This is a genomic window from Pseudoalteromonas sp. SW0106-04, from assembly GCF_001293805.1.
Taxonomy (GTDB): domain Bacteria; phylum Pseudomonadota; class Gammaproteobacteria; order Enterobacterales; family Alteromonadaceae; genus Pseudoalteromonas; species Pseudoalteromonas ruthenica.
Genome location: NZ_BCAI01000015.1, coordinates 40,861 through 54,326, shown reverse-complemented (window position 1 = coordinate 54,326; position 13,466 = coordinate 40,861). Strand labels below are relative to the sequence as shown.

The 13,466-nt window shown below is 48.1% G+C and carries 15 protein-coding genes; 7 read left to right on the top strand and 8 right to left on the bottom strand.

The features are described 5' to 3' along the window. Positions 1-12: 12 nt before the first annotated feature. Entirely contained in the window at positions 13-135 is a 123-nt protein-coding gene (locus W04_RS19155) for a hypothetical protein (RefSeq protein WP_268838372.1), read from the bottom strand. Here W04_RS19155 and W04_RS15540 point away from each other — a divergent pair. The 3 genes from W04_RS15540 (at position 134) to yeiP (ending at position 2,929) form a co-directional block, all read left to right on the top strand. Next, a complete protein-coding gene (locus W04_RS15540) occupies positions 134-1,447 on the top strand; it encodes a Na+/H+ antiporter NhaC family protein (RefSeq protein WP_022946181.1) in 1,314 nt (437 codons plus the stop codon). The two genes, W04_RS19155 and W04_RS15540, sit on opposite strands and share 2 nt — an antisense overlap. A 78-nt stretch (positions 1,448-1,525) precedes the next feature. Further along, positions 1,526-2,320: a nucleoside-binding protein gene (locus tag W04_RS15535; protein WP_053911521.1), complete on the top strand. Its 795-nt coding sequence runs from the start codon at positions 1,526-1,528 to the stop codon at positions 2,318-2,320. A 42-nt stretch (positions 2,321-2,362) separates the two neighbouring features. Continuing rightward, on the top strand, positions 2,363-2,929 hold the full coding sequence (gene yeiP, locus W04_RS15530; protein WP_045980321.1) for an elongation factor P-like protein YeiP: 567 nt from the start codon (positions 2,363-2,365) through the stop codon (positions 2,927-2,929). Between the two features lie 65 nt (positions 2,930-2,994). On the opposite strand, the gene W04_RS15525 is transcribed toward yeiP, so the two are convergent. From W04_RS15525 to W04_RS15515, 3 genes are read right to left on the bottom strand one after another with little or no spacing between them, the layout of a single operon-like run. Beyond that, a complete protein-coding gene (locus W04_RS15525) occupies positions 2,995-3,411 on the bottom strand; it encodes a hypothetical protein (RefSeq protein WP_053911520.1) in 417 nt (138 codons plus the stop codon). Then, positions 3,401-3,964, bottom strand: a complete 564-nt coding sequence (locus W04_RS15520) for a hypothetical protein (protein ID WP_053911519.1) — start codon at positions 3,962-3,964, stop codon at positions 3,401-3,403. Before W04_RS15520 ends, W04_RS15525 begins: the two co-directional genes overlap by 11 nt. 8 nt (positions 3,965-3,972) lie before the next feature. Continuing rightward, complete coding sequence (locus tag W04_RS15515; RefSeq protein ID WP_053911518.1) at positions 3,973-4,767, bottom strand: M48 family metallopeptidase; 795 nt, start codon at positions 4,765-4,767, stop codon at positions 3,973-3,975. Positions 4,768-5,013: 246 nt separating this feature from the next. Between W04_RS15515 and W04_RS15510 the strand changes: the two genes are divergently transcribed. Beyond that, positions 5,014-6,207: a multidrug effflux MFS transporter gene (locus W04_RS15510; RefSeq protein WP_053911517.1), complete on the top strand. Its 1,194-nt coding sequence runs from the start codon at positions 5,014-5,016 to the stop codon at positions 6,205-6,207. 30 nt (positions 6,208-6,237) lie between these two features. Here the strand turns inward: W04_RS15510 and grpE are convergent, their stop codons facing one another. Both grpE and W04_RS15500 read right to left on the bottom strand, forming a co-directional pair. Further along, the gene (gene grpE / locus W04_RS15505) at positions 6,238-6,825 is read right to left on the bottom strand and encodes a nucleotide exchange factor GrpE (protein ID WP_053911516.1); all 588 of its coding nucleotides are present in this window, start codon (positions 6,823-6,825) and stop codon (positions 6,238-6,240) included. A gap of 49 nt (positions 6,826-6,874) precedes the next feature. After that, positions 6,875-7,828 (bottom strand): HrcA family transcriptional regulator, encoded by a 954-nt coding sequence (locus W04_RS15500; RefSeq protein WP_053911515.1) that lies wholly within the window; start codon positions 7,826-7,828, stop codon positions 6,875-6,877. An 88-nt stretch (positions 7,829-7,916) separates the two neighbouring features. On the opposite strand from W04_RS15500, the gene nadK reads away from it, so the two are divergent. The 3 genes from nadK to recN all read left to right on the top strand — a co-directional run bounded on the left by nadK (position 7,917) and on the right by recN (position 11,202). Further along, on the top strand, positions 7,917-8,801 hold the full coding sequence (gene nadK / locus W04_RS15495) for an NAD(+) kinase (protein ID WP_022946172.1): 885 nt from the start codon (positions 7,917-7,919) through the stop codon (positions 8,799-8,801). Between the two features lie 151 nt (positions 8,802-8,952). Then, positions 8,953-9,459, top strand: coding sequence for a hypothetical protein (locus tag W04_RS15490; protein ID WP_082342260.1), 507 nt, complete (start codon positions 8,953-8,955; stop codon positions 9,457-9,459). 69 nt (positions 9,460-9,528) lie between these two features. After that, positions 9,529-11,202 carry a DNA repair protein RecN gene (recN, locus tag W04_RS15485; RefSeq protein ID WP_053911551.1) on the top strand — a complete coding sequence of 558 codons (1,674 nt, stop codon included), beginning with the start codon at positions 9,529-9,531 and terminating at the stop codon, positions 11,200-11,202. A 91-nt stretch (positions 11,203-11,293) separates the two neighbouring features. On the opposite strand, the gene W04_RS15480 is transcribed toward recN, so the two are convergent. Both W04_RS15480 and W04_RS15475 read right to left on the bottom strand, forming a co-directional pair. Continuing rightward, positions 11,294-11,902 carry a LysE family translocator gene (locus W04_RS15480; RefSeq protein ID WP_053911513.1) on the bottom strand — a complete coding sequence of 203 codons (609 nt, stop codon included), beginning with the start codon at positions 11,900-11,902 and terminating at the stop codon, positions 11,294-11,296. A gap of 141 nt (positions 11,903-12,043) precedes the next feature. After that, a complete protein-coding gene (locus W04_RS15475; RefSeq protein ID WP_053911512.1) occupies positions 12,044-13,459 on the bottom strand; it encodes an FAD-dependent oxidoreductase in 1,416 nt (471 codons plus the stop codon). Positions 13,460-13,466: the final 7 nt, after the last annotated feature.

Sequence of the window (13,466 nt, the reverse complement as noted above, 5' to 3'; positions counted from 1 at the left end):
AACTGCCCAAAATTACGCGCCGATTTGGTCTTTGGCTTGCGGGCGCACGCAGGGTTTGATGGACAAATCATGCGAAAGAAATACAGCTAAAAGAAGAACTTTTGGCTGTTGGCGATCATTTTTTGAGGTATTCATGCAGCCTACTTACAACGCAACAACGGCAAAACTGTCGTTGCTTCCATTGCTTATTTTTGTCGCGCTATTTTTGGGCACTGGATTGTATTTGCAATCGCAAGGTGTCGATTACGCGTTTTACCAACTCCCTGCCCCAGTCGCGATTCTACCCGCCATCGTTATCGCCTTTTTGATAACAAAACAAAGTATTAATGCCTCGGTGGAAACCTTTATTCGTGGTGCCGGGCATAGCAACATCATCACCATGTGTTTGATTTATCTATTGGCTGGCGCATTTTCCGCTGTTGCTGGAGCCACCGGCGGCGTTGATGCTGTGGTCAATGCCGGCCTGTCTTTTATTCCTGCAAGTATGCTATTACCTGGGCTGTTCCTAATAGCCGCGATAGTATCGACGGCCATGGGCACGTCTATGGGCACCATTGGCGCCATCGGCCCAATCGCTCTTGCCGTTTCGGCGAAAACAGGCATCGACCCTGCACTTATGGCGGGCACCATCGTCTCCGGCGCCATGTTTGGTGATAACTTATCGATCATTTCTGATACCACCATTGCGGCTACACGCACCCAAGGCTGCGAGATGAAAGACAAATTCCGTGAGAATTTAAAAATCGCCCTGCCTGCCGCCATTTTAACTATTACATTATTAGTTATGCTCACACCGCCGCCACAACAGGTAGAAGTAGCGGAGTTTGACTGGCTCTTAGTGTTGCCGTATTTCTTTATTCTTGTGCTTGCGGTGATGGGACTGAATGTCTTTGTAGTACTCTTTAGCGGCATAATCTTCGCAGCAATAATGGGCTTTACAGGGGACTACCAAGGCGGTGCCTTTGTAAAAGACGTTTATCAGGGTTTCAGTGACATGCAAGAGATTTTCTTGTTATCCATGTTCATCGGTGGCCTGTCGGAGTTTATTCGCCGAGGTGGCGGGCTGGATTACCTTGCCAATAAAATTCAAGCGTTGACCAAAATCATTGCCCGTTTCAATCGCAAGGTGGCTGACCAAATTGGTATTGCGCTGCTGGTGATGACATCGAATTTGTGTATTGCCAATAACACGGTCTCCATTATTGTCGCAGGCCCGGTGGCTAAGAAGCTCGCAGACGATGGCGACATTGCAGCAAAGCGTTCGGCCAGCTTACTGGATATTTTCGCCTGTGTACTACAAGGCTCATTGCCTTACGGCGCCCAAGCCCTGTTACTAGGGGCAACATTTAGCATTAGTCCATGGCAGGTATCAACCTCGGCTTATTACTGCTTTATCTTGGCTGTTACGGCAATTATTACCATCATACTGCGGCGCCATCGCGGTTAAATCAACGCCATGCAGATGGTGGTTGTTCGCCATCATCTGCTATAATTGCGTTGACTTTCCTTTTAGAAACATCTTGTTATGAAAATCAATACACGTAACCTTGTCGCCTGTGCATTGACAGGCTGTAGCTTGGCGACCATGCCAGCGGTCGCGGCCAATTGGAGTCAGACTCAACTGCACGTGAATTATGGCGACTTTAAAAATCCTTTCTCGGGCCAAAAAGCAGATACCAGCGTCGTCTCTTTGCAACACGCGTCGGCTTACGATTACGGCGATAACTTCTTTTTTATCGATGTTATTCATGATGACCTTGATGATGGCTACCAAGACAGTGATTTCTACGGTGAGTGGTACTCCAATTTCAGCCTATCAAAAATCTCTGGCGAAAATATCAGTGCCGGCCCTCTCAAGGATGTCGGTTTTGTAATGGGCTTTAATGCCGCAGGCGATGCCAAAGTATTGAAGTACCTACCCGGGGTGAAACTCGACTGGCAGGTGGATGGTTTTGACTTTTTCTCTACCTTAGTCACGGCTTATATTGATGATAGCGATGGCGTTAGTGCCGGTGGCGCGCCAACCGAAAGCGACAGTTGGATGCTGGATATTGCCTGGGGCGCACCTTTTAGCCTCGGTGAGCAAAAGTTCTACTTTACCGGCCACGTTGAGTACATCGATGGACGCACTAACGAGTTTGGCGAAAAAGTACAAAACTGGGTACTAGCACAACCGATCCTGCAGTGGGATTTGGGCCACGCGCTTAACGCCAAAGAGCGCACCTTGATGCTAGGTATCGAATGGCAATATTGGCACAATAAACTGGGCACCAATACCTCTGAGTCGGTTCCGCAAATTCACTTGGCTTGGACCTTTTGATCAGGTAACTTACAGCTCTTAGATAATCGAGGAATAATAATAATGCCCAAGGCAAGTGAGATAAAAAAACACGCGGCGATTGAGTATCAAGGTCGGGTGATGATTGTACGCGACATTGAGCGCTCTGTGCCTCAAGGCCGCGCCGGTGGAAGCCTTTACCGTATGCGTATGTATGACGTGGTTGATGGCACCAAGGTGGATGAAACGTTCAAAGCCGAAGACATGCTTAATTTTGCCGATTTACAGCGTCGTGCTGCGATGTTTTCGTATGTTGACGGTGATGAGCATGTGTTTATGGATGAAGAGGACTACACCCCCTATCATCTCAACAAAGACAGCATTGCTGAACAGCTACTGTTTATTGACGAGTCGACTAAAGGCTTACAGGTAGTATTAGTTGAAGGACGCCCTGTGTCTATCGACCTACCAACTAGCGTTGAATTAGTGATTGAAGACACCTCACCATCCATTAAAGGGGCATCGGCCAGTGCACGCACAAAACCGGCAACCTTGAGTACAGGGCTGGTAGTACAAGTGCCTGAACACATTTCCAGCGGCGATAAGATTAAAATTAACACCGCTGAGAGCAAGTTTATCAGCCGCGCTTAGCGCTGATTTATTGTAGAGGTGAGCGCTCGCTTACCTCTTTGTTCCAGAGTCCCCTGCCCCATTGGCTATTCATTACGTGTATACACCTGAAGCAGTGGGTGGTCATACTGCGCAAAATCAACGGTAATAGACAAACGTTGTCGTCCCGTAAATAATTGCTTAAAAGCCTCTGGTGAGCGCCGCATACCATCTGCAAAAAGCCCCATGACCTGCTGATGATTCAAACTGCGTTGGCCGCTTTCGGTGTTTTCAATGGTCAGCATCGCCACACGACGCCCGGAGCGACTACTCATAGGCACCACATTTAATACTTTAAAAGCACTAATATCCGGCTCAATATTATTATCGTTGGCAAAGGCCAACGCTAAGCTTGTTGGCAAACTAGGGTCTAGATGTAAAGCGCTATCACTGTCCTTGGCATCGCTAAAGCCGCTATAACTCGCCATGGCTATCAATAGTGTCACTAAGTAATTATTGGCCACAGATTTCTCCTGGTGATGGCAATGCATGGTCAGTGCCTTGCACAAACCATTGTTTATCTCGCTGGACTAACAGCATCGCAGGAAGCCCAGGCTGGCGCTGAACCTCTGTTAAGCGGTAAAAACCCAGTGCTTTAGGGCAATATACATAGAGCGCCTGCATGTAGCCGGGCTCGTTATCATTGTGCTGTTGCGCCAAGATATAAGGGCCAATTTGCTCATAGTGCTTTGATTTATCGATCACACTCTGCATACCCACAAGCAGTAAAATGCCATGTAAGGCACTCATTAGCATGACTGCTTGCGCGGCGATAGTAGCCAAAGGCCTGTAGCTGCGCTTTTCTATCGCCCACCACAAATAGGCGCTCAAACCACCAGCCAGTACTAACTTAACCGAGCTAAACACCACACCGATACGATACATCAGCATGGGGCTGTGCCACTGTATGGCAAATACCGGCGCGCTAATCAAACTATCAATGATAAGCACAAGCGCCAGTAACAGTGGGATAAATACTGGCGGCCTTTGCTTAAGTTTTTTATAGGCGCTGAGCATTTAAGCGACTAACGGCATTGCGGGCGCTTGCCTTGTTTTTGAGCACTGTTATACAAGCTTTGTGCATTGGTCATTTGCTTTTGCAACTGCGTAATGCGACTTGATGGCGCCGGGTGGGTTGATAAAAACTCTGGCTGACGAGCACCCCCTTGCTTGGCCATATTCTGCCACAATGCCACTGACTGTTGGGGCTCAAAGCCCGCTTTAGCCATCAACTCAAGACCGATTTCATCGGCTTCGCTTTCATGAGTACGACTAAAAGGCAACACCACACCAAATTGGGCTCCCAGACCCAAGGCCTGCATAATCTCATTGCGATAGCTCACCTCGCTCATATCCAGTGCCACGGCGCCTAACTGCATACCTGTTTGCAGCAGTTGGCTCTGCGAAACGCGTTCGTTTGAGTGCTCAGCAATCACGTGCCCCACCTCATGACCCAACACCGTCGCGAGTTGATCTTGATTCTGCGCGACATCCAATAGCCCGGTGTGCACACCAATGTAGCCACCTGGTAGTGCGAAGGCATTCGCCGAGGGTTCATCAAACACCACCACTTCCCACTCTTGTTGCGCGTATTGCTGCGGTAGAACGGTGATCACCGCATCAGCCACACACTGCACATAGGCATTGGTGGCCGGATCTTTGTTGATCTTCTGTTCTTTTTTCATTTGTTCAAAGCTAGCACCGCCGAGTTGGCTCATCTCACTGTCTGAATATAAAGCCACTTGGGTGCGCCCTGTGGGCGATGTTTTGCATCCACCAAGCGCGGCGACAAGCGCCAGCGCGATTAAAGCATGTTTCATGATTTGTTCCCTATTTACCGAATGAGGTTAGCATAGCAAAGTGTGATGGGGCTCGCCTAGCTCTACGCAAAAGTATAAAACTGTATAATTAACATTATCTTAATAACATTTGGCTGTTACCTACTGGCAGCGGGTGATATAGTGAACAAACCAAGGTGTTTTATCCGTCTGCGCTGAACCCCAATACGTTAAAAGTATCAAGCCAGCCTTGGTTTCTCCACACTATCAAATTGAAGACTGAATTCTATGTCCACAGACGATATAAGAACGCCTAGCCGGCGTTTATTACTGCCGCTGTTAGCCAGTATTGTTGCTATTACCCCGCTTGCGGTGGATATGTATCTGCCAGCGATGGTGCAAATTGCCGCTGATTTAGGCGCGACCATGCCACAAGTACAAATTTCACTGAGTGTGTACTTAGGTGGTTATGCGTTAGGTATGCTGTTTTTTGGCCCCATAGCCGATCAAATGGGCCGTCGTCGCCTTGCCCGCATTGGCCTTGGACTATTTGCGCTGTGCTCAATGGCGTTGGCATTTTGCCAAGACATCCATCTTTTTTGGGCATTACGTGCTGCGCAAGCCTTTACCGGGGCTGCTGCTACCGTTGTGGTGCCTGGCATTATTCGTCATATCTATCAGCAAAATACCGCTAAAGGCATGAGCTATGTGTCGATGATTATGATGATTGCGCCGCTCATTGCCCCGAGTATTGGCTCGCTGATCCTCGGCCTTGCGCAGTGGCAAGTGATTTTCTTAACGTTGGCGGGCTATGCCGTATTTATTCTTGTGTGGGTGCAAATGCACCTGATCGACATTCCCATTTATCGCAGCGAAAAGCGTGGCTTGAGGCTGTTTTTTGAAAGCTACTCGGTAGTACTGAGCGAACCTAAAGCCCGGGCAGATATACTCTCCTCAATGTTGGCGTCATTCGCTTTCTTTTGCTTTTTGACCTCGGTGCCGTTTATCTATTTAGATTACTTTGAAGTGTCAGAGCAATTATTTGGGGTGTTATTTGCCTTTAACGTAATAGCGTTGATGATAGGCAACTTCGTCAATACCCGTGTGGTGCCAAAAGTGGGTTCTCGGCGCATGTTGTTTATCGGCTTAACTCTGGCTTTTATTGCCGGCGGCACCTTACTTACAGTGAGCCTAATGCAGCAATCACTGTACTTTATCGTCTTTAGTATTGCGCCATTAATGATGAGCTTGGGTATCATTGCCAGCAATGCCGATGCCCTTATTTTAATGGAATTTGAACGCAACTCCGGCACGGCAACCGCCGTGATTGGTACCTTGCGTTTTGGTAGCGGCGCGCTTGTAGGGCCTATTCTCGCCCTGATCCACCCTGAAAATGCGGTGCCATTTTCAAGTATGATGTTCAGTGCCTTAGTGCTTATTCTGCTTACCCAATTTTGGCATCACAAAAAAAATGCCCGCTAAGCGGGCATTTAAAGCATTATCTAAAGGCTATTACGGTGCCTTTGACACCATCACCATAGCCGGGCGCAATAGGCGACCGTTGAGTGTGTAGCCCTTTTGCATCACTGCAAGCACAGTATTAGGTGCTACGTCTTCACTGGGTTGCATACTCATTGCCTGATGTAAATCAGGGTTGAATGTTTCGCCTTGTGGCTCAACCACTTCAACGTTAAATTTGCCAAGCGCTTCGACAAAGCTTTTCGCTGTCATTTCAACGCCTTCGAGCATAGGCTTAATAGCCTCGTTGTCTTTATCAGCGAACTCAATGGCACGTTCAAGGTTATCGAGCACAGGAAGCAGATCACCGGCAAACTTTTCCAGTGCAAACTTGTGCGCCTTGTCGACATCTTGAGCTGCACGACGGCGAATGTTTTCCACTTCGGCAGCAGCGCGAACAACGCTATCTTTTTGATCTTCTATAGTTTGCTTCGCAGCTTCTAATTCTGCGTGAAGCGCAGCGATTTCAGCTTCTGCGCTGTTATCATCGCCTTGAGCTTGTTGCTCACTCGCCTGCTCTTGTTCCACCGCTTCTTGCGGGTTGTCCTGTTCGTTTTCTTTCGCCTTTGTTTGCTCGGACATTTATCTGTTCTCCAAAAACTGCTTAACTGCGTTTCATTATGGGGATGGTTTAAGTGGTTTCAAGGTCCACTTCTTCGATTTGCGCAAATTCTTGAATAATTGCTTCGATCTCTGCTGATTTCGGGGCAATCACACAAAACCGGCTTTGGTATTCGTGATTCGCAAAGTAAGCCAAACTCAATATTAAGAAGTCATCAAATCCTGGCATCGGCACACTGTTACCTAGTAGCACCGACACACCATTGCGAAAGGCCAGCTTATCTTCAACCGCGTGTAAAAAGCGTACTCCAATAGCATATTCTTGGTCGTGCTGGCTGTGAGCGTAGAGATTATTCTCGCCTACCACGATGCTGTTATCAGTTCCCAATTTATTACCCAGCTCTCGCGTCCACTGAGCTAGCGAACCATGACAATAATGCGGTGCAGTGCGACTCATTGCTTTCATGCGGTGGATCCCCTCGAGCAGGTTTTGCTGAGCAAACACCGAATTCAGCCAAGTTGCAAACTGATAGCGAATATCGTCATTGGCTTCGACGGGCTTGGTAATAAGAATATTATGACTTTGCCCGTGCCGGTCAAGCAGCAGCACCAGCCAATGTTTGCGGTCAAAATCAAGTACTTCAACTCGAAATACAACTTGCGTCGTTACCTGTGGTAGACCGACACAAACGCACACTTTAAAGCGCCGCGCGAGGTGATGGGCAAACTCAATCAGTTTGTCCTGCGGGGGCTGCCAATACAAACCGAGTTGGTCAAGGTCGAAATAACTGTCAAACCAAAACGCAAACCCCTGCTCGGTAGGAATACGCCCCGCAGAGGTATGAGGTGAGTACAGTAAACCGAGCTTTTCAAGTCGAGACATGGCATTGCGCACGGTGGCACTGCACACCGCCATGCCTTTTTGTTTGGCAATACGCGTCGAGGCGACAGGGTTACCTTCGCCGTCGCAATACAAGCTCATTACAGCAGAGAAAATCTGCTCGTCACGTGGTGATAATTTCATATAGTTATAATTTAGGCTCTTTGCCTCAGTTTCAACACCCTGACTTTTGCGTTACTCTATAAGGAGTTAGTTCGGTCTTGGCACATTTATGAGCGCATCTTTTAAAACCATAGGCTTAATTGGTAAAGCCAATCATGAAGGCGCGGCGCTGACATTACAACGCCTCTATACCTTTTTGCAAGCACTAGGCTACAAGGTTTTGGTCGAGCGCCACTATGGCGGCCAACTTGAAGACGCGAAAGAAGCCACTTTGGTGGACTTAGTGGAGTTGGGTGAACGGGCCGATTTGGCGATTGTTGTCGGCGGTGATGGTAACATGCTCGGTGCCGCTCGGGTGCTTGCCCGCTTTGATGTTGGGGTGATCGGCGTCAACCGAGGTAACTTAGGCTTTTTAACCGATTTAAACCCCGATAGCTTTGAAGCCTCTTTAGAGCAGGTTCTCAGCGGTCAGTATATCGAAGAAAAGCGCTTTTTATTGGAAGTCGAAGTGTTTCGTCATGCTGAGCTAAAAAGTGCCAACTCAGCCATGAATGAGGCGGTACTGCACGCCGATAAAGTGGCTCATATGATTGAATTTGAGTGTTTTATCAACGATGATTTTGTCTTTTCGCAAAAATCAGATGGCCTGATAGTGTCCACGCCCACGGGGTCTACAGCCTATTCACTTTCTGGTGGCGGGCCCATACTCACGCCAGGTTTAAATGCCATGTCGCTCGTGCCTATGTTCCCACACACCCTCTCCAGCCGCCCACTCGTCGTTGATGGTGACAGTGTGGTGCGTTTGCAACTCAGTCCTAGTAATACCGATAGCCTGCAGGTGAGTTGTGATAGTCACGTGGTACTGGCCCTGCTCCCTGGTGATGAGGTCGTTATTAAAAAGGCTGAAAAGCCTTTGCGGCTGGTCCATCCAACTGACTATTCGTACTATAACGTATTGAGGCAAAAGCTAAACTGGGGTTCACGTCTGTATTAGCCGGCGTTAACTTAGCGTTCAGTTTTTATTGCAATTAGGCCTTATTTACATAAGAATAGGGCATTCGTTGTTTTCGGTTCCCACTCGTATCCTCATGGTTTTCGTCGTCATATTGACACTTATTTTACTTATTACCCTACTTGGTGTGTACATGGTCATTGAACGCAACCGTGAGAAAGCGCGAGAGGCTCAACGACGTATGTTTAACGCTCGGGTCAAGCAAGTTCAACAACGCTTTCAAAGCCATCTGCATGAGTATGAAGAAGCTCGCATTCTACGTCCCAAACATGTGCCGCAACTTAATGCTATCTGCAGCAACTTCTTCGTTGTTCAAGGACACAATGAGGATAACCTAACGTATTTAGAATACATCAGTGAACGTGTGCTGCAGACGTTGGACAGCGAGTTAGCTAAGTCTTATGTGCGTAACGACATAGATACCCTAGCAGAGCGAATCCAATACTTTATTAGTGAATTACCCACACGCGGTATCGAGTTTAATGCTGCGTTTTACCATGACATCCTTCCTACCCTGCTGACGCAGCTTACCTCCAGCGATCTCAGTGACCACGAGCAGCTTAAAGACGAGTCTGATGAGACTGAGGACGACGTCGATGAGCAGCAAGAGCACTCATCAGCACAACACGAAGCTGTTTAAAATTTAATTTGCAAAAACCACAAACACTGTATAGATTAACAGTTATACATAACTGGATGGATGAACAGTATGCTGTGTGGATTAAAAATTACTAATTTTGCTATTGTAAGCGAATTGGAAACCCAATGGCGCAGTGGCATGACCGCCATAACTGGTGAAACAGGGGCCGGTAAATCCATTGCTATTGATGCGCTGTCGCTGTGTTTAGGTGAACGTGCTGACGCTGGTGCAGTGCGCCCAGGGGCAAAGCAAGCCGATATTAGCGCGCGGTTTGATATTAGCCAGCTGCCTAAAGCACAACAGTATTTGCAAGAGCATATGTTAGAGGGCGATGATGACGAATGTTTGCTGCGTCGCGTGGTTGCTAAAAATGGCCGTAGTAAAAGTTACGTTAATGGTATTGCCGTCACCGCTGGACAGCTAAAGGAGTTGGGCCAATATTTACTCTCCATCCACGGCCAACATGCTCATCAACTGTTGTTAAAAAACGATCAGCAACTGCATTTGCTAGACGAATACGCAGGCCACGGAGCACTACTTGAGCAAGTGGCTAGCGCATATCATACCTATACCAATCTCCATCGCGAACGCCAGCAGCTAGAAGCTAAGCACGCCCAACAGCAAGCACAGAAGCAACTGCTTGAATATCAAGTTGCTGAGCTTGATGAGTTTTCCCTAAATGAAGGAGAATACGCTGACATTGAAGCTGAGCATCACAAACTCAGTCACTCGCAGCAGTTACTAGAAGGCTCACAACAACAGCTTTATGCCTTGTATGAGGGCGAAGAACAAACCATTAACGGTGCATTGCAACAAAGCGCCGCGGCTATTGCCGAACTGGCCAACATTGATAACGCTCTTGAGGGCGTAGCGAATATGCTCAACGATGCGTGTGTGCAAGTGGAAGAGGCAAGCCGCGAGTTACGCGCTTATTGCGATGGCGCCGAGCTGGATCCACAGCGCTTACAGTATCTAGATGAGCGTCTTGGCACCGCAGTAACTCTGGCAAGAAAGCACATGGTTGAACCCGAGGCCTTAGTAGAGCACCATCAGCATATTAAGGCTGAGTTAGAAGCTATTTGCGTTGATGACCAACGTTTAGCCCAATTAGATGAAGAAATAGCCTCGGCACTGGCTGCTTATCAGCAGCACAGCTTAGCGCTTTCAGACAGCCGTAAACACGCGGCTGAGCAACTGGGCGAGTTAATTGGCGCCAGCATGCATGAATTATCGATGGAAAATGGCCGCTTTGCCATTGAGCTTGATTACGACAACGAACGAGCCCCCAGTAAGCAAGGCCAAGACCGCATAGAGTTTATGGTTAGTACCAACCCAGGCCAGCCCTTACAGGCGCTTAGCAAAGTAGCATCAGGAGGCGAGTTATCGCGCATCAGTTTAGCGATTCAAGTAATTATCGCCCAACGGGTTACCACGCCTACTCTTATTTTTGATGAAGTGGATGTGGGTATTTCTGGCCCGACAGCCGCTGCGGTAGGTAAGTTATTACGTCGTTTGGGTGAGTCAACACAAGTGATCTGTGTGACCCATTTACCGCAGGTGGCTTCCAGTGCTATGAATCAGTTTTTTGTCGCCAAAGAAGTGGCCAATGATGAGACCTATACACAGATGCAGCCGTTGAATAAGCAAGGACGGGTCGATGAAATTGCGCGGTTACTGGCGGGCGATAACATTAGTAAAGCAACGCTAGCAAACGCCAAAGAGTTGATTGCCGCACACGGGTGAGGAATTACACCCGATTAACTCTATATGAGCGCTCAAAGCACCAACAACTCGATATTAGCCAGTGTACGGTCTTATGGATTGAGGCTGTGCACTAAAGTGCTGTTACTATTTCCTTAAGCACAGGTATCACCGATAACACCAGTAACAGTGCCATTGCCAGGTTAAACCAGCGACGTCTGTTTGCGGTGTTGAGTAGATTTTTAAGCATTGAACCGAACATTAGCCACACGCCCACGCAGGGAAATGACACCAATAAGAAAGTCAGGACGATAACAATATTGTCGCCACTAAACTCCCCTCCAACACTCGTAAAAGCAGCAATAGCACCGCTAGCAACAACCCAAGCTTTACCATTAACCCATTGAAATAACGCGCCATTGATAAATGACAAAGGTCGATGCTGCTCCTTCCTCTCAATGGCAGCGGATGAACAAGCAATAACGAACGCAAGATAGAGTAAATAAAGAACACCTAAACACTTTATGACAAAGTGCAGGCTTGGGTATCTGCTAAACACAAAAGAAAACCCTAGGCCGACAAGCAACAACATAACAGCAAAGCCCACGCAAATGCCTGTCAGTAGCGGCAGACTACGCTTAACGCCAAAGTTAACGCCAGAAGTCATCACTAAAATATTGTTGGGTCCTGGGGTGACGGAAGCCGAAATGGCAAACAGAGTCACCGCTAACACATATTCCATAGCTCCTTACCTCCCTGTCATCATTTTCACTTACGGATGAAAAACCGGTTGAGCGGTTTTTAGCTTATCCTCTTTCAGTCACTGTTGGCTATAAAAAAACGGGCCAACAAGGGCCCGCTTTGATTTTCCCAGAAAAGAACTTTATACCTCGAGGTAATCCATGATGCCCTCGGCGGCGTTTCGACCTTCAAAGATCGCAGTGACTACCAGATCTGAGCCTCGTACCGCGTCACCGCCAGCGAAAATCTTAGGATTAGTCGTTTGGTGAGTATATTCACCTTGCTCAGGCGCAGTGATCCCACCCCAACTATTGATTTCGACACCAAACGGCGATAACCACTCCATCTTGTGGGGCTTGAAGCCAAAAGCCATGATCACGGCATCAGCGGCCACGACATGTTCAGAGCCTGCAACTTCTTCGGCGCGACGACGACCATTTTCATCCGCCTCTGTAAGTTGGGTTTTTATCATTTTCACACCAGTGACGACGCCTTGTTCATTCACCTCAATACCTTTAGGCTGAACGTTGAACATGAATTCTACGCCTTCTTCTTTGGCGTTTTTCACCTCGCGCTTTGAGCCCGGCATATTTTCTTCATCGCGACGATAGGCACAGATCACATGGTTTGCCTGTTGACGCACCGAGGTACGCACACAATCCATCGCGGTGTCTCCCCCGCCGAGCACAACAACGCGCTTGCCTTGCATATCAACAAAAGGCGTTTGGCTTTCGTCATAGCCCATAACGCGATTCGTATTGCCAATCAAAAATGGTAATGCATCGTAGACGCCTTGGGCATCCTCATTGGCTAAATTGCCACGCATGCTTTGGTATGTGCCAACACCTAAAAAGACTGCATCGTATTGATCAATAATACTTTGCAATTCAATATCTTTGCCTATTTCGGTATTCAGTTGAAACTCCACTCCCATCTCGGTGAAGATTTCACGACGACGCTGCATTACTTCTTTTTCGAGCTTGAAAGAAGGAATGCCAAAGGTTAGCAACCCCCCGATTTCCGGGTGACGGTCAAATACCACCGGCTTGACACCGTTGCGTACCAACACATCAGCACACCCCAATCCAGCGGGGCCCGCACCTATAATGGCGACTTTTTTATCGGTCCACACCACGTGCTTCATATCAGGCTTCCAGCCCATGGCAAACGCGGTATCGGTGATGTATTTTTCTATATTCCCTATAGTCACCGCGCCGAAATCTTCATTAAGCGTACAAGCGCCTTCACAAAGACGGTCTTGCGGGCATACCCGCCCACACACCTCTGGCAGGCTATTGGTACGGTGAGACAGCTCTGCTGCCTCGAGTATACGCCCAGTGCGGATCAGCTTTAGCCACTGCGGGATGTAATTATGAACCGGGCACTGCCACTCACAATAGGGGTTGCCGCAATCCAAGCAGCGATCGGCCTGAGAGTCGACTTGGTTTTGCGAAAATGGTTCGTAAATCTCGACAAACTGCTGTTTGCGTGTGGAGATAGGCTTTTTCCTTGGGTCCACGCGCTGCACGTCAATAAATTGATAAACATTCTGACTCATACTTCCT

Excerpts from the sequence above, each read along its gene's own strand:
- W04_RS15540 (WP_022946181.1), top strand. The coding sequence starts at position 134 with ATGCAGCCTACTTACAACGCAACAACGGCAAAACTGTCGTTGCTTCCA.
- W04_RS19155 (WP_268838372.1), bottom strand. The coding sequence starts at position 135 with ATGAATACCTCAAAAAATGATCGCCAACAGCCAAAAGTTCTTCTTTTA.
- W04_RS15535 (WP_053911521.1), top strand. The coding sequence starts at position 1,526 with ATGAAAATCAATACACGTAACCTTGTCGCCTGTGCATTGACAGGCTGT.
- yeiP (WP_045980321.1), top strand. The coding sequence starts at position 2,363 with ATGCCCAAGGCAAGTGAGATAAAAAAACACGCGGCGATTGAGTATCAA.
- W04_RS15520 (WP_053911519.1), bottom strand. The coding sequence starts at position 3,964 with ATGCTCAGCGCCTATAAAAAACTTAAGCAAAGGCCGCCAGTATTTATC.
- W04_RS15515 (WP_053911518.1), bottom strand. The coding sequence starts at position 4,767 with ATGAAACATGCTTTAATCGCGCTGGCGCTTGTCGCCGCGCTTGGTGGA.
- W04_RS15510 (WP_053911517.1), top strand. The coding sequence starts at position 5,014 with ATGTCCACAGACGATATAAGAACGCCTAGCCGGCGTTTATTACTGCCG.
- grpE (WP_053911516.1), bottom strand. The coding sequence starts at position 6,825 with ATGTCCGAGCAAACAAAGGCGAAAGAAAACGAACAGGACAACCCGCAA.
- W04_RS15500 (WP_053911515.1), bottom strand. The coding sequence starts at position 7,828 with ATGAAATTATCACCACGTGACGAGCAGATTTTCTCTGCTGTAATGAGC.
- nadK (WP_022946172.1), top strand. The coding sequence starts at position 7,917 with ATGAGCGCATCTTTTAAAACCATAGGCTTAATTGGTAAAGCCAATCAT.
- W04_RS15490 (WP_082342260.1), top strand. The coding sequence starts at position 8,953 with ATGGTCATTGAACGCAACCGTGAGAAAGCGCGAGAGGCTCAACGACGT.
- recN (WP_053911551.1), top strand. The coding sequence starts at position 9,529 with ATGCTGTGTGGATTAAAAATTACTAATTTTGCTATTGTAAGCGAATTG.
- W04_RS15480 (WP_053911513.1), bottom strand. The coding sequence starts at position 11,902 with ATGGAATATGTGTTAGCGGTGACTCTGTTTGCCATTTCGGCTTCCGTC.
- W04_RS15475 (WP_053911512.1), bottom strand. The coding sequence starts at position 13,459 with ATGAGTCAGAATGTTTATCAATTTATTGACGTGCAGCGCGTGGACCCA.